The sequence below is a fragment of the Pseudomonas sp. NGC7 genome (genome assembly GCF_047159675.1).
Lineage (GTDB): Bacteria > Pseudomonadota > Gammaproteobacteria > Pseudomonadales > Pseudomonadaceae > Aquipseudomonas > Aquipseudomonas kermanshahensis.
The window spans coordinates 982,163-1,005,222 of record NZ_BAAFZY010000001.1; the positions used below are offsets into that span (position 1 = coordinate 982,163).

The 23,060-nt window shown below is 62.3% G+C and carries 20 protein-coding genes; 10 read left to right on the top strand and 10 right to left on the bottom strand.

All coding sequences use genetic code 11. The features are described 5' to 3' along the window. Nucleotides 1-30 precede the first annotated feature (30 nt). Entirely contained in the window at nucleotides 31-384 is a 354-nt protein-coding gene (locus ACMCNM_RS04445) for an MGMT family protein (protein ID WP_412763999.1), read from the bottom strand. A gap of 153 nt (nucleotides 385-537) precedes the next feature. Here ACMCNM_RS04445 and ACMCNM_RS04450 point away from each other — a divergent pair, with 153 nt between their 5' ends. From ACMCNM_RS04450 to groL, 5 genes are all read left to right on the top strand, one after another. Beyond that, the gene (locus ACMCNM_RS04450; RefSeq protein WP_027594035.1) at nucleotides 538-1,548 is read left to right on the top strand and encodes a DUF481 domain-containing protein; all 1,011 of its coding nucleotides are present in this window, start codon (nucleotides 538-540) and stop codon (nucleotides 1,546-1,548) included. Between the two features lie 210 nt (nucleotides 1,549-1,758). Next, the gene (locus ACMCNM_RS04455; RefSeq protein WP_027594036.1) at nucleotides 1,759-2,490 is read left to right on the top strand and encodes a HugZ family protein; all 732 of its coding nucleotides are present in this window, start codon (nucleotides 1,759-1,761) and stop codon (nucleotides 2,488-2,490) included. Between the two features lie 64 nt (nucleotides 2,491-2,554). Then, complete coding sequence (locus ACMCNM_RS04460) at nucleotides 2,555-3,019, top strand: FxsA family protein (protein WP_027594037.1); 465 nt, start codon at nucleotides 2,555-2,557, stop codon at nucleotides 3,017-3,019. A gap of 245 nt (nucleotides 3,020-3,264) precedes the next feature. After that, entirely contained in the window at nucleotides 3,265-3,558 is a 294-nt protein-coding gene (locus ACMCNM_RS04465) for a co-chaperone GroES (RefSeq protein WP_012274036.1), read from the top strand. Nucleotides 3,559-3,606: 48 nt separating this feature from the next. Then, nucleotides 3,607-5,250: a chaperonin GroEL gene (groL, locus tag ACMCNM_RS04470; RefSeq protein WP_085273632.1), complete on the top strand. Its 1,644-nt coding sequence runs from the start codon at nucleotides 3,607-3,609 to the stop codon at nucleotides 5,248-5,250. 182 nt (nucleotides 5,251-5,432) lie between these two features. Here groL and ACMCNM_RS04475 read toward each other — a convergent pair whose 3' ends face one another. Further along, a complete protein-coding gene (locus tag ACMCNM_RS04475; RefSeq protein WP_412764000.1) occupies nucleotides 5,433-6,161 on the bottom strand; it encodes a phosphatase PAP2 family protein in 729 nt (242 codons plus the stop codon). A 181-nt stretch (nucleotides 6,162-6,342) separates the two neighbouring features. Between ACMCNM_RS04475 and colR the strand changes: the two genes are divergently transcribed. From colR to ACMCNM_RS04500, 5 genes are all read left to right on the top strand, one after another. Continuing rightward, nucleotides 6,343-7,026, top strand: coding sequence for a two-component system response regulator ColR (gene colR / locus ACMCNM_RS04480; protein WP_003255215.1), 684 nt, complete (start codon nucleotides 6,343-6,345; stop codon nucleotides 7,024-7,026). Continuing rightward, on the top strand, nucleotides 7,016-8,326 hold the full coding sequence (locus ACMCNM_RS04485; protein WP_186677699.1) for a sensor histidine kinase: 1,311 nt from the start codon (nucleotides 7,016-7,018) through the stop codon (nucleotides 8,324-8,326). Before colR ends, ACMCNM_RS04485 begins: the two co-directional genes overlap by 11 nt. A gap of 107 nt (nucleotides 8,327-8,433) precedes the next feature. Continuing rightward, on the top strand, nucleotides 8,434-9,114 hold the full coding sequence (locus ACMCNM_RS04490) for a class I SAM-dependent methyltransferase (protein ID WP_027594041.1): 681 nt from the start codon (nucleotides 8,434-8,436) through the stop codon (nucleotides 9,112-9,114). Between the two features lie 6 nt (nucleotides 9,115-9,120). Further along, entirely contained in the window at nucleotides 9,121-9,822 is a 702-nt protein-coding gene (locus ACMCNM_RS04495) for a lipopolysaccharide kinase InaA family protein (protein WP_412764001.1), read from the top strand. Beyond that, on the top strand, nucleotides 9,819-10,046 hold the full coding sequence (locus tag ACMCNM_RS04500) for a hypothetical protein (RefSeq protein ID WP_099455225.1): 228 nt from the start codon (nucleotides 9,819-9,821) through the stop codon (nucleotides 10,044-10,046). The genes ACMCNM_RS04495 and ACMCNM_RS04500 overlap by 4 nt, the downstream gene beginning before the upstream one ends. A 179-nt stretch (nucleotides 10,047-10,225) precedes the next feature. Here the strand turns inward: ACMCNM_RS04500 and ACMCNM_RS04505 are convergent, their stop codons facing one another. The 8 genes from ACMCNM_RS04505 to ACMCNM_RS04540 form a co-directional block, all read right to left on the bottom strand. After that, the gene (locus ACMCNM_RS04505) at nucleotides 10,226-13,282 is read right to left on the bottom strand and encodes a multidrug efflux RND transporter permease subunit (RefSeq protein ID WP_412764002.1); all 3,057 of its coding nucleotides are present in this window, start codon (nucleotides 13,280-13,282) and stop codon (nucleotides 10,226-10,228) included. A 12-nt stretch (nucleotides 13,283-13,294) separates the two neighbouring features. Continuing rightward, nucleotides 13,295-14,473, bottom strand: a complete 1,179-nt coding sequence (locus ACMCNM_RS04510) for an efflux RND transporter periplasmic adaptor subunit (RefSeq protein WP_412764003.1) — start codon at nucleotides 14,471-14,473, stop codon at nucleotides 13,295-13,297. Between the two features lie 270 nt (nucleotides 14,474-14,743). Continuing rightward, a complete protein-coding gene (locus tag ACMCNM_RS04515) occupies nucleotides 14,744-15,841 on the bottom strand; it encodes a DUF1513 domain-containing protein (protein WP_412764004.1) in 1,098 nt (365 codons plus the stop codon). Between the two features lie 2 nt (nucleotides 15,842-15,843). After that, complete coding sequence (locus ACMCNM_RS04520) at nucleotides 15,844-16,908, bottom strand: imelysin family protein (protein ID WP_099430352.1); 1,065 nt, start codon at nucleotides 16,906-16,908, stop codon at nucleotides 15,844-15,846. Nucleotides 16,909-16,927: 19 nt separating this feature from the next. Next, a complete protein-coding gene (locus ACMCNM_RS04525; RefSeq protein ID WP_099430351.1) occupies nucleotides 16,928-18,355 on the bottom strand; it encodes a di-heme oxidoredictase family protein in 1,428 nt (475 codons plus the stop codon). Between the two features lie 260 nt (nucleotides 18,356-18,615). Then, nucleotides 18,616-19,950 (bottom strand): imelysin family protein, encoded by a 1,335-nt coding sequence (locus tag ACMCNM_RS04530; RefSeq protein WP_027594049.1) that lies wholly within the window; start codon nucleotides 19,948-19,950, stop codon nucleotides 18,616-18,618. Nucleotides 19,951-20,097: 147 nt separating this feature from the next. Then, nucleotides 20,098-22,149 (bottom strand): putative bifunctional diguanylate cyclase/phosphodiesterase, encoded by a 2,052-nt coding sequence (locus ACMCNM_RS04535; protein ID WP_027594050.1) that lies wholly within the window; start codon nucleotides 22,147-22,149, stop codon nucleotides 20,098-20,100. 266 nt (nucleotides 22,150-22,415) lie between these two features. Then, on the bottom strand, nucleotides 22,416-23,012 hold the full coding sequence (locus ACMCNM_RS04540) for a superoxide dismutase (RefSeq protein WP_027594051.1): 597 nt from the start codon (nucleotides 23,010-23,012) through the stop codon (nucleotides 22,416-22,418). Nucleotides 23,013-23,060: the final 48 nt, after the last annotated feature.

The following is a 23,060-nucleotide window of genomic DNA, read 5'->3' on the forward strand; positions in this document are numbered from 1 at the left end:
CCTCAAGTTTGCGAATACAAAGCGCGCACTCTAACCGCTGTGCTCCATCGGGCGCCAGCCATGGCGTGTCATATCCACACGATTATTGGTCACATTTACGCCTTCTGCGCGCAGCCGTGCCCGTTGTTCGTCGCCAGAGGGCGTGCCTAAAGCCAGGCTCAGCCGCCCGCCAGCGCCCAGTACCCGATGCCAGGGCAGGCGAGTGTCGGGTGGTAGCTGCCCAAGGATACGCCCAACCCAACGTGCCGCGCGGCCAAGGCCCGCCAGCTCGGCAAGCTGGCCGTAGCTGACCACCTTGCCTTCGGGCACTTGCCCGAGTACCGAATACAGGGCCGTTCGTCGGGCCTCTGGCGTTTCCAATGTGTGCGCGTATGCCTCGGACATCAGTGCCCCCGTGGCCTGTGGATGAAACCGGACCAATGGTGAGGGTAAATGAGTGTTGAACTCAATCGCAGGCTCCCGGTCTGTCCTTGCTCTGGTTGTCGGTATCTGGATAATGCCCGGCTTTTTTCGTCGAATCGAACCCGTAGTCCGCTTATGTATTCTAGATCCTTGTTGTGCCTGCTAGCTGCTTCCCTGTGCGCCGCGCCTGCGGTTGCCGACACCGTGTGGATGAAAAACGGTGATCGTCTCAGTGGCAAGATCAAAGTCTTCGACGGTGGCAAGCTGCTGCTGGAGACCCCTTATGGCGGGTCTATCGCGCTGGACTGGAAAGCCGTCAAGACCTTGGAAAGCGACCAGGAACTGCTGGTCAAGCAGGACGCCTACAGCGGTGAGCGGGCCAAGTCGCTGAAGGCCGCCGAAGACGGCAAGGTCACCCTGGCCAATGGCGAGGCGCCCAAGACCGTCGACCTGGCCAGCATCGAACAGATCATGAAGCCCAAGCCGGTGGTCGAAGACCTAGTCTGGAAAGGCAACGTCGATGTTGCCCTGGACTACAAGCGTGCCGAGAACGACACCGACGACTATGACGTGGGCTTCAAGACGACAGCACGTCATGGCCGCTGGCGGCACAACGCCGAGGGCGAATACAACCGCGAGAGCAAGGACGACGTCACCACCACCGATAACTGGAGTGCCGAGTACGCCCTCGACCGCTTCATTACCGAGAAGTGGTTCTGGCAGGGGCGCATGGAATACAAGCGCGACCACATCGAGGACCTGGCTCGCCAGCGTACCGTGGGTACAGGCCCGGGCTACCAGTTCTGGGACGACGAGCTGGGCGCGTTCTCGCTGGGCTCGCTGATCAACCGTACCGATTTCGAGTACCAGGACGGCGCCAAGGACAACTTCTATGCAGCGGCGGTCAAGTGGGACTACACCCGCTACCTGATCGGCAAGAACGTGCAGCTGTTCACCAATGGCGAAGTCGCCAAGCCGCTGGGCAACGTGGCCGACTACTCGCTGGATGCCGAGGTTGGCCTGCGCTACAAAGTCACCGAATGGGCCTCGCTCAACCTCAAGGCTGAGAAGGACATCATCAGCGGCACGCGTGACAGCGACCTGGACAAGACCCGCTACACGGCAGGCTTTGGCGTGACCTGGTAACTGTAGGAGCGGCCTTGCGTCGCGAAAGGGGCGCGAAGCGGCCCCGAAGATCTCAGCTTCAATGCAGAAATTGCCGGGGCCGCTTCGCAGCCCTTTCGCGACGCAAGGGCGCTCCTACACCGTCGGCATAATGGCGAAGCTGCCTGTGGCAGCGGCGGGTGATAATGCTTATCTTGTCACCCATCCAGTCCGCCGCCAGGAGCGCCCTTCGTGAGTAACAAAGCCATCCGCCCCGCCCGGGAACTGCTGCTCAAGGAATACCGCGGCGTGCTCTCGACCCATTCCAAGTCCATGCCTGGCTTCCCGTTTGGTTCCGTCGTGCCGTATTGCCTGGATGCACAGGGCAACCCGCTGATCCTCATCAGCCGCATCGCCCAGCACACCCACAACCTGCAAAAAGACCCTAAATGCTCGCTGCTGGTCGGTGAGCGTGAAGCCGAGGATGTGCAGGCGGTCGGCCGCCTGACGGTGATGGCCGAAGCACACAAGCTGGTGGATGAAGCTGCCATCGAGGCCGCTGCCGAGCGCTACTACCGGTACTTCCCCGACGCGGCCAATTACCACAAGGCCCACGATTTCGACTTCTGGGTGCTGCAGCCCGTGCGGCACCGCTACATCGGCGGCTTTGGCGCCATTCACTGGCTTGACCACGTGACCCTGGCCAACCCGTTCGCGGGCAAGGCCGAGGCGAGCATGATCGAACACATGAACAGCGATCACGCCAATGCCATCGCCCATTACGTCGAACTGACCGACCTGCCACGCACAGCCCCTGCGCTCATGGTCGGCGTCGACAGCGAAGGCATGCACCTGCGTATTGGTCAGGGCATCTACTGGCTGCCGTTCCCAAGTCTTTGCAATACGCCGACACAAGTTCGCGAAGCGTTGGTTTTACTGGCTCGCGCCGACCAGTGGCCGGTTGCTGCTGAAGTAGAGGGTTGAAATTGGGAGCGGTCGCATCCATCTGAGGTCTTATTGGAAGGTCTCTTCCGTCGAGGAATCTTTGATGCGTGCTTTTCTACTGTTGCTTCTGCTGTTTCCTGTGCTGGAGCTGTTCGTCTTCGTCAAGGTCAGTGCGGCCATCGGGTTTTTCCCGGCGCTGCTGCTGATCATCGCCGGTTCGGCACTGGGTGTGCTGGTGATGCGCGTGGCCGGGCTGGCCACCGCACTGCGTGCCCGTGAAAGCCTGCAGCGCGGCGAACTGCCCGCTGAGGACATGTTCCAGGGGATGATGCTGGCGGTGGGTGGCGGCTTGCTGCTGCTGCCAGGTTTTATCAGCGACGTGCTGGGCCTGATCTGCCTGTTGCCATTCACCCGTCACCTGGCTGCGCGCAAGATGCGCCAGCGTGCCGAAGAGCAGGCCATGCGCCAGCGTGCGTTTCAGGATGATCCGTTCCAGGCGCAGCCGCCGCGTGATGCCGGCCATCGCCCCAACGTGATTGAGGGCGAGTACGAGCGCCGCGACAAGTGACATTCAGGGGCCGCATCGCGGCCCCTGTTCTTTTTCCGTTCAGCGCTGATTAAAAATTTTCCGTATCAAGCCTTGTAATTGCCTATGGCGGCCTCATGTATGGGTCACCGCAAGGTTTCTGGTGGCGACACCAGACATAACTCAGGTGGTTCGCCCCGCGCGGGCCACCCCGGCAACGCCGGACCGCATCAACCCGCCGGTGTCGATACCGGCCGATGAAAACCACAATTTGGGAGAGATCGACAATGAAGCTTCGTCCTCTGCATGACCGCGTAGTCATCCGTCGCAGCGAAGAAGAATCGAAAACCGCTGGCGGTATCGTCCTGCCGGGTTCGGCCGCTGAAAAACCAAACCGCGGCGAAGTTGTCGCCGTTGGCACCGGCCGCATCCTGGAAAATGGCGAAGTACGCGCGCTGGCCGTGAAAGTGGGTGACAAAGTGGTTTTCGGCCCTTACTCGGGCAGCAACACCGTGAAAGTCGACGGCGAAGACCTGCTGGTAATGGCCGAGAACGAAATTCTCGCCGTTATCGAAGGCTGATTTCCCCGATTTCCCGTTATTCCAAAGAATTTCAAGGATTAAACGATCATGGCTGCTAAAGACGTAAAATTCGGCGATTCCGCCCGTAAAAAAATGCTGGTTGGTGTCAACGTTCTGGCTGACGCAGTAAAAGCGACCCTGGGCCCGAAAGGCCGCAACGTGGTCCTGGCCAAGAGCTTCGGCGCACCGACCATCACCAAGGACGGCGTTTCCGTTGCCAAAGAAATCGAGCTGAAAGACGCCTTCGAAAACATGGGCGCCCAGCTGGTCAAGGAAGTCGCTTCCAAGGCCAACGATGCAGCCGGTGACGGCACCACCACCGCTACCGTTCTGGCTCAAGCCATCGTCAACGAAGGCCTGAAAGCCGTCGCTGCCGGCATGAACCCGATGGACCTGAAGCGTGGTATCGACAAGGCCACCGCCGCTGTCGTCGCCGAGCTGAAAAACCTGTCCAAGCCATGCGCCGACTCCAAGGCCATTGCTCAGGTAGGCACCATCTCCGCCAACTCCGACAACTCCATCGGTGAAATCATCGCCGAAGCTATGGAAAAAGTCGGTAAAGAAGGCGTGATCACCGTTGAAGAAGGCTCGGGCCTGGAAAACGAACTGTCTGTCGTAGAAGGCATGCAGTTCGACCGTGGCTACCTGTCGCCGTACTTCGTCAACAAGCCGGACACCATGGTTGCCGAGCTGGAAGGCGCGCTGCTGCTGCTGGTCGACAAGAAGATCTCCAACATCCGTGAGCTGCTGCCAGTGCTGGAAGCCGTTGCCAAGGCCGGCCGCCCACTGCTGATCGTTGCTGAAGACGTTGAAGGCGAAGCGCTGGCTACCCTGGTCGTCAACAACATGCGCGGCATCGTCAAGGTTGCTGCGGTCAAGGCACCTGGCTTCGGCGACCGCCGCAAGGCCATGCTGCAGGACATCGCGGTCCTGACCGGCGGTACCGTTATCTCCGAAGAGATCGGCCTGTCCCTGGAAACCGCTACCCTGGAGCACCTGGGTAACGCCAAGCGCGTCATCCTGTCCAAGGAAAACACCACCATCATCGACGGCGCTGGCGTCGACGGTGACATCGAAGCACGCGTCAAGCAGATCCGTGCCCAGATCGAAGAGACTTCCTCGGACTACGACCGTGAGAAGCTGCAAGAGCGTCTGGCCAAACTGGCTGGCGGTGTTGCCGTGATCAAAGTCGGTGCTGGCACCGAAGTCGAAATGAAAGAGAAGAAAGCCCGCGTTGAAGACGCCCTGCACGCTACCCGTGCAGCCGTTGAAGAAGGCGTGGTGCCTGGCGGTGGTGTTGCCCTGGTTCGCGCCCTGAGCGCAATCGTTGACCTGAAAGGCGACAACGAAGACCAGAACGTCGGTATCGCACTGCTGCGTCGCGCTGTTGAAGCCCCGCTGCGTCAGATCACTGCCAACGCCGGCGACGAGCCAAGCGTTGTGGCCGACAAGGTCAAGCAGGGTTCGGGTAACTTCGGTTACAACGCTGCTACCGGCGAATACGGCGACATGATCGAGATGGGCATCCTGGACCCAGCTAAAGTGACCCGTTCGGCACTGCAAGCTGCTGCTTCGATTGGCGGTCTGATGATCACCACCGAAGCCATGATTGCTGATGCTCCGAGCGAAGCTCCAGCTGGCGGCGGCATGCCAGACATGGGCGGCATGGGTGGCATGGGCGGCATGATGTAAGCCAGCCTTACCCCTAGCGTCATAAAAAAGCCCCGGCTCGCGAGAGCCGGGGCTTTTTTTGTGCTTCGGTGGTGAACATTGGGGCTGCTTTGCAGCCCGTTCGCAGCGCAAGGCTGCTCCTACAGGTTGCTTTTTGTGGGAGCAGCCTTGTGCTGCGAATGGGCCGCGCAGCGGACCCTCACTCAGGCAACACTGGCCTCCACAGCAGGCGCCTCAACCCGCCTGCGCCGGTACAGCACCAGGTAATACGACCCCAACCCGATCAACCAGCAGAACACCGCCGTCCACACGTTGTGCGACAAGAAGTGCGCCCCTTGCATCATCCGCCCGACCGACAGCACCGAACCGGCGACCAGCGCTACCCCCAACGCCACCCGTGCCAGGCGCGGGCGTCGGTCACGCAGCGCAAAGAACAACGCGAACAGGCAGAAGCCGGTCGCAGCATGCCCGCCCGGCCAGCACAGCCCCGGCTTGTCGGTGGCGGGGCGTGCCTCCAGCAGCTTGCTGTAGGTTTCCTTGCCGCCGAACTGGGTCAGGCTCCAGGGGCACTGCACCTGGGTGACCTTCTTCAGCGGTGTGACAAACGCCGTGGACAAGCCCAGCGCCAACACCAGGCAACCCAGCTCCCGGCGCCAACCGAACAAACGCCTCCAGAAGAAACTCACGGCAAATGTCAGCAAGGCCAGCAGACCCAGCAGGATCACCACCTGCTTGACCCCATCATGCAGTACGTTCTCCAGCACATAGCTGTGCCGGCCGATGAATTGCCCGGCAGCCGGGTCGAAGAACAGGTTGGCCACGTCCATGTCGACCGAGGTCAGCTCAAGCAGGATCAAGGCCACTGCCGTCACCAGAGGAATGCCCAGGTACAGCCAGAGATTGATCGGGCGAGGGCGGGTACGTTCGTGCATGACGACTCCAGGGCGCAAAAAAGATCGGGCATTATCGAGTGGGCGCTATCCTGTGTCCGTGAAGGATCGGTGAAAAAACTGTCAACTCCGGTGAATTTTCCCCAGGGGTGGCACAGTGCAGGCATTGGCCTTAAGCTGCGCCTGCCGCGCACCATAGCGAAGCGCCGCACAGGAGAACCCGATGCGCATTCTATTGGTTGAAGACAACCGCGATATTCTTGCCAACCTGGCCGATTACCTCGGCATGAAAGGCTACACCGTCGATTGCGCCCAGGACGGGTTGTCGGGCTTGCACCTGGCGGCCACCGAGCACTACGACCTGATCGTCCTCGACATCATGCTGCCCGGCATCGATGGCTATACCCTGTGCAAACGCCTGCGCGAAGACGCCCGGCGTGACACCCCGGTGATCATGCTCACCGCCCGCGATCAGCTGGACGACCGCCTGCAAGGCTTCCGCTCGGGTGCCGACGATTACCTGCTCAAGCCGTTTGCGCTGTCGGAGCTGGCCGCGCGCATCGAAGCGGTGCTGCGCCGTGCCCAGGGAGGTGGGCGTCGCACCTTGCAGGTCGCCGACCTGAGCTACGACCTCGACACCTTGGAAGTCACGCGCCAAGGCCGCCTGCTCAAACTCAACCCGGTCGGCCTCAAGCTGCTTGCCGTGTTGATGCAGAAAAGCCCACACGTGCTGCGACGCGAAGTACTGGAAGAAGCCCTGTGGGGCGACGACTGCCCTGACAGCGACAGCCTGCGCAGCCATGTGCACCAGTTGCGCCAGGTGATCGACAAACCGTTCGAAAAACCGCTGCTGCATACCGTCCATGGCGTCGGCTATCGCCTCGCCGAGGGCCGCGATGGAGTTTAAGCAAAGCCTTGCCCAGCGCATCATCATCGCCTTTGCGTTGATGAGCGCGCTGGTGGCCGGCGCCTTCGCCTTCGGCATCGTCGCCACGGTGCACCTGGTTGAAGAGCGGCTGATTTCCAGCGTGCTGGGCGGCGACCTGCAACGCCTGTTGCGCATGGACAGCGTCAGTGACTGGAGCCATCGGCCGCGTCCGGACCAGCTGTTCTACTTCAGTGGCGGGCGTGACGATTTCGAGTTGCCCAAAGACTTGCGCCACCTCGACAGGGGCTTCCACGAAGTGTTTCGCGACCAGCTGTCGTACCACGCGATGGTCGAGATCGTCGATGGTCGGCGCTACGTACTGCTGCAGGACCAGAGCGACTTCGAAGAGCGCGAGCGTGTGCTGTTCGCTGTTGTGGTCGTCGGCTTTGTGCTCAGCCTGGTGCTGGCCGTGATCCTGGGCTGGCTGGTGGCGCGCCGGGTGATGGCACCGGTGATCCGCCTGGCGCGTCAAGTGCGCCACCGCGACCAGCTACTCGGCCTGGCACCGCCGCTGGCACCCGATTACGCGGCCGACGAAGTGGGCCAGCTGGCTGTGGCCTTCGACGACACGCTGGGCCGCTTGCGCGACGCCTTGACCCGCGAGCGGCTGTTCACCAGCGACGTCAGCCACGAGCTGCGAACCCCGCTGATGGTGCTGGCCACGTCGTGTGAGCTGCTGCTGGAAAACCAGGCACTGGACCCGCGTGCACGTAGCCAGGTCGAGCGGGTGGCGCGGGCGACCGAAGAAATGCGTGAACTGGTCAAGACCTTCCTGATGCTTGCCCGCGCCCAACGCGATGAGGGTGCCGTGGCCTCCCAAGCGACCTTGCGCGAGGTTGCGGATGAACTCACTGGGGTTTGGCGCGAAACGATCGAGCAGAAGGGGCTCACGCTGTATTTCGACGGCCGTGTCAGCGCAAGCCCGGTGCTGTACAACGCCACCTTCCTGCAATCGGTGATGGGCAACCTGCTGCGCAACGCCGCGCACTACACCGACAGCGGTTACATTCGCCTGAGCCTGGAAGCGAATGGGTTCAGCGTCGAGGACAGTGGCGTGGGCATCCCCGAGGAGCAGCGCGAGGCGATGTTCAAACCCTTCGTGCGCGGCGCTGAGCGGCGTGGCGAAGGGCTGGGCTTGGGCTTGTCGCTGGTGCAGCGCATCTGTGACGACCAGGGGTGGCGCGTCACCCTGACCTCGACCTTGCCGCACGGCTGCCGCTTTCAGGTGGACCTGAGCCAAAGTGTGGAGAAGGGCAGCCCTTCGGGGTTGGTCGGGTAATTTTTGGTAATACCTCTCCAAAGAACTAACACTTTTTTCACATTGGCATAACCTGATTCCAACGCTTGCTTACCTAAGGTGAGCGCACTGGAGTCAGGAGATGCCCAATGCGTAGCCCCATCAAGCTTGAATTTTCCGAGAAATACGACAAAGACCACGCGCGCGAGTATTTTCTCAAGCATCAGGATGGCCTGGCCCGACGCCTTTCCCACAAGCGCGATGAGCAGTTGGCACGTCGCGCCTTGGCGTTGGCCGGTGAGCCGGGCCTGGTCCTTGACCTGCCCTGCGGTGCTGGGCGCTTCTGGCCGTTGCTGGCGGAAAAACCCAACCGAGTCATCATCGGCGCCGACAACTCCGAGGCGATGATCGAGACAGCCTGTGCCGCGCAACCGCCAGAGGTGGTCGCCCGGGTACGCCCCTTGCAGACTTCTGCGTTCGCCATTGACCTTCCTGACAATTCGGTCGACAGCATTTTCTGCATGCGGCTGTTCCATCACATCGGCGAAGCGGCCCACAGAAAGACAATTCTTTCGGAATTTCAAAGAGTTAGCCGTGATAGTGTGATTCTGTCGCTGTGGGTGGACGGCAACTTCAAAGCCTGGCGCCGGAAAAAGCTCGAACAGCGTCGCAGCGCCAAGGCCGAACAGGACAATTACCAGAATCGTTTCGTGTTACCAGCGGACACGGTCGAAGAAGAATTTGAGGCCGCCGGTTTCAGAATCCAGGAACGCTTGGACTTCCTGCCGTTCTATGCCATGTGGCGAGTCTATGTATTGCGTAAGGGGTAGTGTTTGATGGCTGTAGCCCAGAGTGGGGAGTCGCGGTTCGATTTTTACTGGCGCCAGCAGGGCGAATGGGTCGAGGAACCCAACCAGCGGCGTGGCGGCGAAAGTGGCGTGCAACGCCTCAACGATGCCAACGGCAAACTGCTGTATGCCAAGCGCCAGGTCGGGCACATCTACCGCAGCCTGCTGCACCCCTTTGGCCGGCCGACCGTTTTGCGTGAACTCGATGCCATCAACAGCTTCGAGCAATTGGGTGTACGTGTTCCGCACATCGTCTTTTGTGGTGCCGAGCGCGATGCCGATCATCAATGGCGCGCGCTGCTGGTCAGCGAAGCGCTGGATGGCTTTGTCGAGCTCGACACCTGGCATGCCGAAGGTGCCCGCGAGCGTTACCCTCAGGCGGTGCGAGAGCGCATGCTCAAGGACCTGGCGGATAATCTGGCGCGTATGCACCTGGGGCACTGGCAGCACGGCTGCCTGTACGGCAAGCATGTGTTCGTCAAGGTGATCGGCGAGGGCGAACAGGCCCGGGTCGAAGTCGCTTTGCTGGACCTTGAGAAGTGCCGGCGGCGCATCAGCTGCCAACGTGCGGCGGCGAATGACCTGCGTCAGCTGCGCCGCCACTCGTCGTTCACTGATGCGGAATGGCAGACATTGCTCTATTTTTACCAAATGGCGTTTGGCAGCGTTGTCAAAGGGTTAGGGCAATGAAACTAGAAATCGCTCGAGCTTTGTTCCTGGTGGCTGGATTGGCCGTGACCACCGTGGCGGTGGCTGCCTGGGAAGAGCCGAAGCCGACGGTGTTCAGCAAGGCCGAGATGGCTGACCAGTGCGCTTTGCCACGTGTGGCAAAGCCGCAGGAACAGGTCAAGCCGGACCAGGACCTGTTGCTGTTCCTGTTCGGTATGCGTCAGGGATTGCGGCCGTTCGGCTGAACCTGGGTGGTGCTTGAAAACCAGAGGCCCTGCATAGCGGGGCCTCTGGTTTTTTTGTTTGTGAGTGCCGTCGGCCAACCACAACCGCGGTAGGAGCAGCCTTGTGCTGCGAAGAGGCCGGTGAAAGCACCCTGAATCTTCGCTGCTGCCACCGGCCTCTTCGCAGCACAAGGCTGCTCCTACCGGGAAATGTCAGCTGGCACAGGTGCCTTGGCCACCGTCTTGTGCGCCAGTAAGGTGTAGATGCAAGGCAGCACAAACAAGGTAAACAACGTCCCGATCGACATCCCGGTCGCAATCACCGTGCCGATATCGAACCGGCTCACTGCCCCTGCGCCGGTCGCCAGAATCAACGGCACCATGCCAAACACCATCGCCGCCGTGGTCATCAGTACCGGCCGCAGGCGGATGGCGGCCGCTTCCTCGATTGCCTCACGCACGCTCAGGCCTTTTTCTTCGCGCAACTGGTTGGCAAATTCGACGATCAGAATACCGTGCTTGGTGATCAGCCCGATCAGTGTCACCAGCCCGACCTGGGTATAGATGTTCATGCTGGAAATACCCAGGAACAGCGGCAACAGCGCCCCGCAGATCGACAACGGTACGGTCACCAGAATCACCAGCGGATCGCGGAAGCTTTCGAATTGCGCCGCCAGCACCAGGAAGATGATCGCCAGCGCCAGACCGAAGGTTACCCACAACGCGCTGCCTTCCTGAACATACTGGCGCGCCACCCCGGCATAGTCGAAGGCGAAGCCTTCCGGGGCTTCTTCGCGGGCGATGGCCTGCACGGTCTGCAGCGCTTCGCCCAGGCTGACCATGGGCACGCCTTGGATGATGGCCGAGTTCAACTGCTGGAACTGGTTGAGCTGGCGCGGGCGCGCGCGGTCGCTGAGGGTGATGAGGGTCGACAGTGGCAGCAATTGGCCCTGGTCGTTCTTCACGTAGTAGTTGTTGAGCCAGCCGGGGTTGTTGCGGTACGGCCGCTCGACCTGGGCAATCACCTTGTAGCTGCGGCCCTCCAGGGTGAAACGGTTGATTTCCCCCTCGCCCAGCAGGGTGGCCAAGGTGCCGCCCAGGGCGTCCATCGAGACGCCCATCTGTGCGGCTTTGGCCCGGTCGATGTCGACCACCACTTCCGGTTTGTCGAAGGCCAGGTCGATGTCGAGGAAGGCGAACTTGCCCGATGCCTGGGCGCGTGTCTTGATACGTTGGGCCACGTCCAGCAGGGCCGGGTAGTCCCCCGCGGTGTTGATCACGAACTGGAACGGCAGGCCCTCACCGGTACCGGGCAGCGACGGCAGGTTGAAGCCGAAGATCTGCAGGCCGCCGATTTCTTCAAGTTTGGCCTGCACCAGCGGCAGCAGCTCCATCTGCGTGCGCTCGCGCTCGTTCCAGGGCTTTAACAGGAAGCCGCCAATGCCGCTCTGCACACCGTTGAAACCGTTGATCTGAAACGACGAGTAATACTCGGGGAAGGCTTTGAACAGCGGCGTGAACTGGTCGGTGTAGGCGTTGAGGTAGTCGAGGTTGGCCGGCTGCGGCGAACTGCTGATCATGAAGATCACCCCTTGGTCCTCGTTGGGCGCCAGCTCGTTCTGGGTGAATTTGAGCAGTACCGGGATCAGGCACAGGACAATCACGGCGAACACCAGCACCACCGGCCGGCTGTCCAGGGTGGCGTGCAGCAGGCGCTGGTAGCGCACCTTGAGGCGCTCGAACAGCAGGTCGAGGCGATGGGCAAGGCCCGAGGGGTTCTGTTCTTGGCGCAGCAACAGCGCGCACATCATCGGTGACAGGGTCAGGGCGACGACGCCGGAGATGATCACTGCACCGGCCAAGGTCAGGGCGAATTCTTTGAATAACGCGCCTGTGAGCCCGGTCAGGAAGCCGATAGGGGCATACACCGCGGCCAGGGTGATGGTCATCGACACCACCGGCATGGCGATTTCCCGTGCACCTTCCAGCGCCGCGTCGAACGGCGTCTTGCCTTCTTCCATGTGCCGGTGGATGTTCTCCACCACGACAATGGCATCGTCCACCACCAGGCCGATGGCCAGCACCATCGCCAACAGGGTCAACAGGTTGAGCGAGTAGCCCATCATCTGCATGAAGAACAGCACGCCGATCATCGACAGCGGGATGGTCACCACCGGGATCAGCACCGAGCGCAACGCGCCGAGGAACAGGAATACCACGACGATGACGATCAGCACCGCTTCGCCGAGGGTCTTGATCACCTCGTCGATGGAGGCCTGGATGAACAACGTGGCGTCGTAGGCAATCGACACCTTCAGCGCCGAGGGCAACTGGCTTTCGAGTTCCGGCATGATGCGCCGGACTTCTTTGATCACCTCCAGCGGGTTGGCGGCCGGTGTGGCCTTGATGCCGATGTAGACCGAAGGGATGCCGTCGAACGAACTGACCGTGTCGTAGTTTTCTGCACCCATTTCGACCCGTGCCACATCGCCCAGCAGCACCCGGCTGTCGCCGCTGGTCTTGACTGGCAGGGCAGCGAACGCTTCGGCAGACTTGAGCTCGGTGCTGGCATTGATGCTGGTGACCACGTACTCGCCTTTTACCTCACCGGCGGCCGAGAGGAAGTTGTAACGGCGCACGGCGTTGGTCACGTCGGTGGCCGAGAGGCCGTAGCCGGCCAGTTTCACCGGGTCGATCCAGATGCGCATGGCGAACACCTGGTTGCCGAGGATCTCCGCTTCGGCCATGCCCGGCAGGGTGGCCAGTTTGGGTTGGATCACTCGGGACAGGTAGTCGGTGATCTGCGGGTTGCTCATTTCCTTGCTGTAGAAGCTGATGTACATCAGCGCCGAGGCGTCGGCGGCCTCTTTGCTCAGCACCGGGTCTTCGGCGTCTTGCGGCAGCTTGTTGCGCACCTCGTTGGCCTTGGCCAGCAGTTCGGTGAACAAACGGTCACTGTCGGCGCCGACGCGCGCATAAATGGAGATGATCGAGAAGTTCTGCCGACTCACCGAGGTCATGTAGTCGATGCCTTCGGCGCTGGCCAGGCTCTGTTGCAACGGCTGGGTGATGTAGCCCTGGATGGTCTCGGCGTTGGCGCCGGGGTACGCGGTAGTCACCGTGATCAGGGCGTTTTCCATCTGCGGGTACTGGCGAATCTGCAGTTTGCTCCAGGCCTGAAAGCCCAGCAGCAGAATCAGCAGGCTGACGACGCTGGCCAGGACCGGGCGACGGATGAACGGGTCGGTGAACGCCATGCCTGCCTCCTGTCAGTCGTTGTGCGGGGTGCCTTGATCAGCCTTGCCTGGGTCAGGAGCACCTTGCTCAGGTGTGAGCGCCTTGTCCTCGCTGATGCGGATCGCCGCGCCGGGTGTGAGCTTGAGTTGCCCAGCGGTGACCACCTGCTCGCCGGCCTGCAGGCCCTTGCTGACCACCACCACGCCGTCGCGGCGCTCGCCCGTCTGCACGGTGCGCTGTTCGGCGATGAGCGGGGGTTGGCCGTCGTCGGTTTTTTCCGGGTTGCCGTCCTTGTCCTTTTTCGGGGTGGCGACATACACCGAGTTGCCATAGAGGGTGTAGGTGATGGCGCTTTCCGGCACCACCACCCGCGGCTGTGGCGCGGGCAGCAGGATCAGCAGGTTGGCGAACATGCCAGGCAGCAGCTTGCCGTCAGGGTTGGCCAAGGTTGCGCGGGCCAGCAGGTTGCGAGTGCTTTCCTCGACCTTGGGGTTGATGGCGCTGAGGCTGGCGGTGAAGGTCTGGCCCGGGTAAGCGGCGACCTGCACCAGCACCTGCTGGCCTAGGCTCAGGTGCGGCAGGGCCTGCTCGGGCACGTTGAAGTCGACGTAGAGGCTGGACAGGTCTTGCAGGGTGGCGATCACCGTGCCAGCGGCGAGGTAGTCGCCGACATCCACCTGGCGAATGCCGATGGTGCCGCTGAAGGGCGCACTGATGCTTTTTTTGGTCTTCGAGGCCTTGAGCTGATCGACCACGGCCTGGTTGCGCCGGTACTGGGCGGTGAGGCGATCGTACTCGCCGCGCGAGATGGCCGAGTCGCCGACCAGCTGGCTGCCGCGGCCGAAATCGACCTTGGCCAGCCCCAGGTCGGCCTGGGCGGTGCCGAGCAGGGCGGTTTCCTGTTCGTCATTGAGTTGCAGCAACAGTTGCCCGGCCTTGACCTTCTGCCCGGAGTCGAAGTGCAGGCTTTTGACGATGCCTTCCACCTCAAGGCTCAGCTCGACGCCTTGCAGGGCCTTGAGGCTGCCGACGGCGGGCAGGCGTTCTTGCCACTGGCGTTCTTCGGCCAGCGCTGCCGCCACGGTGATCGGCGGCTTGGGGGCTGTGAACACCTGGATCTGCTGGTAGATCGAGAAGGCCTTGTAGCCCCCCAGGGCCAACACGATCAGCAGAACGACGGCCAACATGATGAGCATGCGGCGGCGAAGCATAGGTCCGGTTCCTTGGAAGCGTGGTTGTTATTCGTTTTGACACGACAACGGGCGATCCTGCCCACGTGTGGATGGGGGAAGTATTGACTGTTTTTTGTAAGTGGGGGAAAGGAATTGAACCGCTAATTTTACGCGGTCCCTGTAGGAGCGGCCTTGCGTCGCGAAAGGGCTGCGTAGCGGCCCCAGCAATTTCTGCATTAACGCTGAGATCCTGGGGCCGCTACGCAGCCCTTTCGCGACGCAAGGCCGCTCCTACAAGGCCGGTGATAATCAGGCCAGGTGCAGGTGGTTGTCCCAGAACCCGGAAGGCAGGTCCATCGGTTGCCCGATCAGCTCTGCCTTGCGGCAATCGTAGAACCGGCAACGCCCCTGCCCGGAGGTGACGACAAAGCCATCCTTCACCGCGCCAACCCCGGCGCAATCTGGCATCGGCGCATCCAGCTTCACCGCGCCGCTGTCCAGGTCCCAGACAAACAACCGGTTGGCCCGCGGCGCCGTCAGCGCCACCAGCCGCAGGTCGCTGTGAATCGCCACGCTGGCGGTGTACTGGGCCATGGCCTGCAACTGCCGCTCCGGCACGGGGAAGGCCTTGAACGGCTCGCCCGGGCGCTTGATTGCTAGCAGCTCGGCGGTTTCGTCGGCGTCGCCCATGAATTGCTGGCAGGCGGCAATGGTGCCGTCGTCGCCAATTGCCAAGTGACGCACGCTGTTCATTTGCTGGGCGAGGGTTTCTTTGCTCAGCAGGGTGCCGTCGCGCTGCATCAGGACCAGGCTTGGTTGCATGGCGTTGAGGTTCATCTCCACGCGGCTCTCGGCCTCGGTGCGGATGCCACCGTTGGCCACCACCAGGGTTTCCCCGTCCGGCAGCCAGGCCACTTCATGCGGGCCGATGCCGTGGGTCGACAGCTCGCCGCTGTGCACCAAGCGTTCGCCTTCGAAACGGTACACACCGAGCACGCCGCGACCCGGGTCGGTAGTGTCGTTCTCGGTGGTGTACAGCCATTCCCCGCCCTTGTGGATGACCGCATGGCCGTAGAAGTGGCGGTTGGGCTGCGAGACCACGGTTTGCAGCAGCCGCCCATCGCGCAGGTCGACCAGGTAGCTTTCGGTACCTGGGCGGCGGGCGACGAAAAGAGCGATCGGCAGCGAGGGGTGGTTGATGATGGCATGGCAACGCTGGGCAACCTGGGTGCTGAACACCTGGGTGCCGTCCAGGCGGAACCCTACGGCGTAATGCTTGCCATCGCCGTCGTCGCGCGCCGAGAGCAGCAGGGGTTCGCTGCCTTTGTTGCGGAACAGGCTCCAGCCGCCCAGGGTGAGGGCGCTGAGCAGTACGCTACCGAGTTTGAGGGCCTGGCGTCGCAGCATGATCAGTCACCGTCGTTGGCATTAAAGCCCAGCTGGATGTTCAACGCCTTCGCCAGCTCGCCTTCGTGCAGGCGGTGGACAACGTTGAGGCTGTCGTAGATCTGGTTGAGGGTCTGCTTGCCGGCGTCGTCGGCCAGCAGCTCGCCGAGGGTTTTCTGATTGTCGGCCAGCTGTTTGAGCGCAGTCGCGTAGGCGTCGTCGATCTTGTCTGCCAAGGCTTTCTGGTCGCTGCCCAACAGGCCACGCAAGCCTTTGTTGTCGACCCCGACCCAGACCGCCTGGGCGGCCTTGAGGCTGGCCTCCAGGCTTTTGAGCGAAGCGTGGCTGCGCCAGGCTTCGGCCTGCAGCGGCTGGGCAATGCCCTTGCTCTGGCGGCCCATGGGGGCGCCAAGCTTCTTCTTCAGGGTATCCAGGGCGGTGACCTGGGCGCGCAGCAGGTCGGCGATGGCCTCGTGGGAATCGGCGTAGCGCTGGTTGGGGAACTTGGTCATCTGCGAGAGCATGCCGTCGGTGCTGTTCCAGCCCTTGAGGATCTCTTCGGCCAAGGCCTTCTGGTGCTCGGCGATGGCCACCAGCAGTGGGCAGTAGCGGGCTTTCTGCTCTGCCGTGGCAACGTCTGGCTTGCTGTCGAAGAGGATGTACTCGTAAGCCGACAGGCCGCGCACCACGACGCTGGCCTTGCCCAGGGCAGCGGCGTCGACGGGTTTGTCACCGTTGACCAACTGCTCGACCTGGCGGCCGACCAGGTTCTTCTTGTCGGGCCAGAACTGCACCTGCCAGGCGCGGTTGCCTTCGGCCAACGGGCCGACCAGCAACGGTTGCAGCTCGGCCCAGGCTTTTTGCGCAGTGAGGAAGTCGGCGCGGGCGGTGTCCAGGTTCGCCTTGCCTTCGCAATAGGCCAGGGCGCTGACGGCCAGCTGGCGGTCGGCTTCGACCCAACGGCTGTAGGTCGGCAGGATCACCTGCTTGGCGATGGCGGCGGAGGTCACGGCTTGCGGGTCCTGCGGCGAGCAGGCACCGAGGGCGAGTGCGGCGAGGCTGGTGAACAACAGTTTGGGTCGGAACATGCCCGGCTCCTTGCGCGTTTTAAAGTGAGTTCAGGAAAGCCAGCAGCGCAGCACGCTGCTCGGCATTGAAGGTGAGGACGAAATTACGTGCCGCTTCGGCTTCGCCACCGTGCCAGAGCACGGCTTCGAGCAGGTTGCGGGCGCGGCCGTCGTGCAGGAACTGGCTGTGGCCACTGACCGTTTCACTCAGGCCGATGCCCCACAGCGGCGGGGTGCGCCAGTCCTGGCCATTGGCCGCGAATTCGGTGCGTTCATCGGCCAGGCCCGGCCCCATGTCATGCAACAGCAGGTCGCTGTAGGGGCGGATCACCTGGCCGGCCAGCTCAGGTTCGGCCGCGTTTGCGGCGGTGGTGAACTGCGGGGTGTGACAGCCCTGGCAACCAGCCTGGAAGAACAGGTTCTTGCCTGCCAGCACCTGCGGCGCACCCACGTCACGACGGGCAGGCACACCCAGGTTGCGGGTATAGAAGGTGACCAGGCGCAGGATGTTGTCGCTGACTTCCTTTTCGCCCCCCATGCCATCGCCATTGGGCGCGGCCAGGCAGTCGACTTGCGCTGCGGTGCAGTCGTCCTTGGGTTGCAGGGTGGAGGTCAGGCCCATGTCGCCGGCAAACGCATGGACGTTCTGCTGGTTGACGTTGGGTTGCCCGGCTTTCCAGCCGAAGCGGCCCACCACGGTCTTGCCCTGGGCATCATCCCAGACCCGGTTGGCTCGGCCGCGGATGCCGTCGCGGTTGCGGTCGTCCGGGTCTTCGTTGGCGAGGATGTCGGCTTCAGGGATGGCTTCGAGCAGGCCGAGGCCGATCATCGGCGGCGCAACGCGGGCCGAGAAGCGGGTGTCAGGGTGCATTGCCCCGTAGCCCAGCTGGGTGATCTGCAAGCTGGGCCGACGCAGTTCGACCTGGTGGCCGTCCTTGAACGTGACGGCCTGGTTGGCGTAGGTCACGCGGACCTTGCCCTCCGGCGCCACGCCGGGGATTGCCATGTCCTGCAACTGGGTGCCGTACACGGGCTCGGGGACCACGCCCAGGCGCTCGACCACCTTGGCCAGGTAAGGCTGGTCGGGGATCGACAGGCGCACCAGCATCGACACCGCGTTGCTGTCATTGAGCTCGGGTGGGTGACCGCGGCCATCGCGCACGTGGCAGTTCTGGCAGGCATTGGTGTTGAACAGCGGGCCGAGGCCATCACGCGCAGTGGTGGTGGACGGGGCGATCACCCAGGGGTTGCGGAAAAAACTGTTGCCGACGGCGAAGTCCAGGCGCCGCTCGGGCGAAAGGTTGGCCGAGGGCAGGGAATAGGCATTGCGATCGCTGCGCTGCACCGTAGCCTTGCCACCCGACAGCGCTTCGCCGGGCTCTGCCTGGGTGAAACGCGGGGCGTCGTCACAGGCGGCGAGGGCAAAGGCCAGCAGCAGGGGAGAGAGTCTGAACAGCGACGAGGACATCAAGGATCCTGGGCGTGAGCGAAAAACCGGCGTGCAAGCTTAGCAAAGTGGGGATGTTTGAATAAGAGCAATTTGCAATTGCTGGATGAAATCAGTGTCAGCTACATCTGTTGCCTGTGCCGGCCTCTTCGCGGGTAAACCCGCTCCCACACAGATCTCAGGAATCATGCCGTCCTGGTGGGAGCGGGCTTGCCCGCGAAAGGGCCAGAAGCAAAAAAGGCGACCCTAAGGTCGCCTTTTCCAGAACCGCTACAGCCGAATCAGAACTCGTGATCCGCAGTATCCGGGTTCAGGTTGGCGATGCCCAGCTTGCCTGCAGCCTGTTCGATCGCGCCGGTCTGCTTGACCAGCGAGGCGATGGCGTCACGCACGACCTGGTTGCCTGCGGCGTTGTCGGCAGCGATCAGTTGGTCGTAGTGCTCGCCTTTCAGGGCGTGGTCGACGATCACCTGGATCTTCGCTTCGGTGGCTTCCAGGTCGGCCTTCAGGGTGGCGTCGGTAGCCGGGTCAACCTTGGCCACCAGCGACGACAGGCTCGGGCCGGTCAGTTTGGTGCCATCCGGGCGGGTGTACTCGCCCAGGTAGACGTTGCGGATACCCTTGGCGTCGTAGAAGTGCGAGTAGTGGGTGTTGTCGCTGAAGCAGTCTTGCTCGTCTTCAGGCGAGTTGGCTTCCAGCGAGACCTTCATGCGCTCGCCCGCCAGTTCGCCCAGCGACAAGCTGCCCATGCCGAACAGCATCTTGCGCAGGCCGTCGTTGACCGGCTCGGCTTCCAGGGTGGCGCGGTAGTTGTCGGCAACGTTCGGTGCCCAGTTGCCGACCATCTCTTCGAGGTCCTTGACCAGCAGGTCGGTGGCCGCCTTCAGGTAGGCACGACGGCGGTCGTTGTGGCCGCCAGTGGCACCGTTGCCTTCCAGGTAGTCGGAAGCCGGGCGGTTGCCAGCGCCTGGGCCGGTGCCGTTCAGGTCCTGGCCCCAGAGCAGGAATTCGATGGCGTGGTAGCCGGTGGCGACGTTGGCTTCGGAACCGCCCAGCTCGTTCAGGCTGGCCAGCTTCTCTGGGGTGATGTCCTTGACGTCGACCTTCTCTTCGCCGACCTGGATCTCGGTGTTGGCGATGATGTTGGCGCTGGCCGCCGGGTTGCCCAGGGCGTGCTCGTAGCTCTTGTCGACGTAGTCGATCAGGCCTTCGTCCAGGGGCCAGGCGTTAACTTGGCCTTCCCAGTCGTCGATGATGGTGTTGCCAAAGCGGAAGGCTTCGCTCTGCAGGTAAGGTACGCGCGAGGCGGCCCAGGCGTCCTTGGCGGCTTTCAGGGTTTCGTCGTTGGGCTTGGCCAGGAACGCGTCGACAGCCGTCTGCAGGGCCTTGGCGGTGCTCAGCGAGTCGCTGTACACGGCGAAGACCATGTCGGCGTAATGCTTGACCACGGCCTTGCCGGCCGCTTCATCGACAGCCCCAGGCGCGGCGGCGGTGGTGCTGGCGGCAGCAGGCGCTTGAGCTTGCGGAGCAGCGGCCTTGTCATCCTTTTCGCCACATCCGGCGAGCGCGATGGCGATGGCCAGCAGACTGGCGGAGGCCAGAGGCATTCGAATCATTGTTGGTTTCCCTGCGTCGTGTGGTTGGACCGTGCGCCATGGCACGCGAAACCGCAACATCATGCGAAAGATTTGCATTTGCTGTAAAGAGGCGAGCGCGCAATTCATGTAAATGCCGGTCACGGCCTGTAACCGGGGCTGCCAGGGCTACAGCATGGACACCTGATTGCGCTGTGCCTGCTTGAGGTAACTGGTCAGCTCGCGGGCCGACAGTGGCTTGCTGTAGTGGTAGCCCTGACCCTCGTGGCAACCCTGGGCGATGATGTAGGTCTCCTGCTCGGCGGTTTCCACGCCTTCAGCGATAACCTGCATGCCAAGGCTTTTGCCCAGCTGGATGATGGCGCGCACGATGGTGGCGTCGTCATCGTCGTCGAGCAGGTCCTGGACGAAGCTCTTGTCGATCTTGATCTTGTCCAGCGGCAACGACTTCAGGTAGCTGAGCGACGAGTAGCCGGTACCGAAGTCGTCAATGGCGATCAGTGCCCCGGAGCGGCGCAGGCTGAGCAGGTGCTGGGCGGCGGTGCTGATGTCTTCCATCAGGCCGGTCTCGGTCACTTCCAGCTCCAGGCTGCGCGGCGGCAGGCGGTAGGCCTGCAGCAGGTTGTTGACCACGCGTGGCAGTTCGCTGTGGTGCAACTGCACGGTCGACAGGTTGACCGCCATGCGCAGGTCGCTGAAGCCCAGGTCGTGCCATTCGCGCAGCTGCCGGCAGGCCTGGTCGAGTACCCATTCGCCGATGGTGATGATGTTGCCGTTCTGCTCGGCCAGCGGGATGAACTGGTCGGGCGGGACCATGCCCAGCTCCGGGTGTTGCCAACGCAGCAGGGCCTCGACGCCAACCACGCGGTGGTCGCGGTAGCTGATCTGCGGCTGATACACCAGGTACAGCTGATTGCGCGGCAGGGCTTCGCGCAGGTCTTTTTCCAGCTCGCGGCGGCGGCGCATCTCACTGTCGACGCTGGCGATGTAGAACTGGTAACGGTTGCGTGAGCGGGCCTTGGCCAGGGTCATGGTCTGTTCGGCTTTTTGCAGCAGCTTCTCGGTGCTGTCGCCGTCTTCAGGGAACAGGGTGATGCCGATGGTGGCACGCAGGCGGATCTGCTGATGGTCGAGGTCGAAGGGCACCTCCAGGTCATCGAGGATGCTCTGGGCCAGCTCGGCAGCCTCATAGGGCTGCTCGATGTTGGCCTGAACCAGGGCGAACTGGTCGCCACCCAACCGCGCCAGCGCCCCCAGGCGGCCACTGTGGGCGCGCAGGCGGTCGGCCAGGGCCAGCAGCAACTGGTCACCGACCTGGTAGCTGAACTGCTCGTTGATGCCCTTGAAATCGTCCAGGCCTACACACAGCACTGCGACGCGATGCTGCAGGCGGCCGCCATCGACAAGGATCTTGTCCAGCTGTTGCTGCAGTTGCTGGCGGTTGGGCAGGCCGGTGAGGAAGTCGTATTGGGCCATGCGTTGCAGGCTGTTCTCGGCCTCGTGGCGCAGGTGGGTATTGCGCTCGATGGAGGCGAGCAGCTGGTTGGCCGTGTTCACCCACAGGCCCAGTTCGTTTTTCTCGTGGCCCTTGAGCAGCGGGATCTGGTGCTGGCTGGGGCGATCGGGGTTGATCTGGGTAAGGTGCTCGATGATTTTCGACAGTGGCTTGGTCAGCAGCCAGTGGTAGACCAGGTACAACACCAGGCCCATGGCCAGGGCGCGCAGCACGCCGGAGATGAAGATGATCACGGCGTTGATCAAAAAATCTTCGCCGTACGACGAGGTGTCGAGGGTGATGCTCAGGTCGCCATAGTATTCGCTGTAGGGGCCGCGGCCGACCAGTTGGGTGGTGTAGGTGCGTTCCTGGCCGAGGATCAGGTCGGTCAGCCAGCGCATGGACATGTCCTGCAGCGGGCGGGACTTTTCGGCCAGCATGGTTTCATTGGGGTGGCCGATGGACGCCATGCGCACTGATTCGTCCTGGAACAGGCCTTCCATCACCTGCATGCCCATCTCCCGGTCAAGGCTGTACACCGCCTGGGTAGAGGGGTCACGGAACATGTCGAGGATGCGCTGGGCATCGTTGTCGACAGCCTGGCGGGTCTTGTAGGTGTCGTAGACGATTTGCGCACAACTGAGCACGACGCCCACTGCGAGCGCCGACAGCAGCACGACCCTGAGCAACTTGACCGACAAGCTGTTCCGCAATTCCAGCTTCAATGGGGTTTCCTTAATCCATGCGCATGGCATCATTTTGCCATCAATGAAACCAATACACTATCGGCCGGTGTGCCACGGACACAGCGCGAGAAGCGGGGTTGTCCTGGGCAGTATATCGGTCGCCTGGCCCTGCAACTTGAGTGCGCTGTATCAAGTTTCCAGAGGTTTGATGTTAGCGTGCAATCCGTGCTGAGCAAGAGGCTGTTACAGGCCCATAAAAAAACCCGGCACCAAGGCCGGGTTCTTCGTTCAAGGCTGGATATGCATCAGGCCTTGAAGGTCTTGCCTTCGAACTGTTCGGCAACGAAAGCCCAGTTGACCAGGTTCCAGAACGCCTCGACATACTTCGGACGCACGTTGCGGTAGTCGATGTAGTAGGCGTGTTCCCAGACGTCGCAGGTCAGCAGCGGGGTGTCGCCATTGGTCAGCGGGTTGCCGGCGCCGATGGTGCTGGCCAGGGCCAGGGAACCGTCAGCTTTCTTCACCAGCCAGCCCCAGCCGGAGCCGAAGGTGCCGACGGAAGTCTTGGTGAACTCTTCCTTGAACTTGTCGAAGGAACCGAAAGCGGCGTTGATGGCTTCGGCCAGGGCACCGGTCGGTTGACCACCGGCGTTAGGCGCCAGGCAGTTCCAGTAGAAGGTGTGGTTCCAGACTTGAGCGGCGTTGTTGAAGATACCGCCCGAAGAGGTCTTGACGATCTCTTCCAGGGTCTTGCCTTCGAATTCGGTGCCTGGGACCAGGTTGTTCAGGTTCACGACATAGGTGTTGTGGTGCTTGTCGTGGTGATACTCCAGGGTTTCCTTGGAGATGTGCGGCTGCAGGGCATCGTGGGCGTACGGCAGCGGCGGCAATTCAAAAGCCATGGTGGATCTCCTGATTCAGGTCTATTTGCGGTTTGCGCAAGGCCGATC

Coding starts and splice junctions, on each gene's coding strand:
- ACMCNM_RS04450 (WP_027594035.1), top strand. CDS start 538: ATGTATTCTAGATCCTTGTTGTGCCTGCTAGCTGCTTCCCTGTGCGCC.
- ACMCNM_RS04520 (WP_099430352.1), bottom strand. CDS start 16,908: ATGTTCCGACCCAAACTGTTGTTCACCAGCCTCGCCGCACTCGCCCTC.
- ACMCNM_RS04525 (WP_099430351.1), bottom strand. CDS start 18,355: ATGTCCTCGTCGCTGTTCAGACTCTCTCCCCTGCTGCTGGCCTTTGCC.
- ACMCNM_RS04475 (WP_412764000.1), bottom strand. CDS start 6,161: ATGCACGAACGTACCCGCCCTCGCCCGATCAATCTCTGGCTGTACCTG.
- ACMCNM_RS04495 (WP_412764001.1), top strand. CDS start 9,121: ATGGCTGTAGCCCAGAGTGGGGAGTCGCGGTTCGATTTTTACTGGCGC.
- ACMCNM_RS04500 (WP_099455225.1), top strand. CDS start 9,819: ATGAAACTAGAAATCGCTCGAGCTTTGTTCCTGGTGGCTGGATTGGCC.
- ACMCNM_RS04490 (WP_027594041.1), top strand. CDS start 8,434: ATGCGTAGCCCCATCAAGCTTGAATTTTCCGAGAAATACGACAAAGAC.
- groL (WP_085273632.1), top strand. CDS start 3,607: ATGGCTGCTAAAGACGTAAAATTCGGCGATTCCGCCCGTAAAAAAATG.
- ACMCNM_RS04460 (WP_027594037.1), top strand. CDS start 2,555: ATGCGTGCTTTTCTACTGTTGCTTCTGCTGTTTCCTGTGCTGGAGCTG.
- ACMCNM_RS04485 (WP_186677699.1), top strand. CDS start 7,016: ATGGAGTTTAAGCAAAGCCTTGCCCAGCGCATCATCATCGCCTTTGCG.
- ACMCNM_RS04530 (WP_027594049.1), bottom strand. CDS start 19,950: ATGATTCGAATGCCTCTGGCCTCCGCCAGTCTGCTGGCCATCGCCATC.
- ACMCNM_RS04465 (WP_012274036.1), top strand. CDS start 3,265: ATGAAGCTTCGTCCTCTGCATGACCGCGTAGTCATCCGTCGCAGCGAA.
- ACMCNM_RS04515 (WP_412764004.1), bottom strand. CDS start 15,841: ATGCTGCGACGCCAGGCCCTCAAACTCGGTAGCGTACTGCTCAGCGCC.
- ACMCNM_RS04540 (WP_027594051.1), bottom strand. CDS start 23,012: ATGGCTTTTGAATTGCCGCCGCTGCCGTACGCCCACGATGCCCTGCAG.
- colR (WP_003255215.1), top strand. CDS start 6,343: ATGCGCATTCTATTGGTTGAAGACAACCGCGATATTCTTGCCAACCTG.
- ACMCNM_RS04445 (WP_412763999.1), bottom strand. CDS start 384: ATGTCCGAGGCATACGCGCACACATTGGAAACGCCAGAGGCCCGACGA.
- ACMCNM_RS04510 (WP_412764003.1), bottom strand. CDS start 14,473: ATGCTTCGCCGCCGCATGCTCATCATGTTGGCCGTCGTTCTGCTGATC.
- ACMCNM_RS04505 (WP_412764002.1), bottom strand. CDS start 13,282: ATGGCGTTCACCGACCCGTTCATCCGTCGCCCGGTCCTGGCCAGCGTC.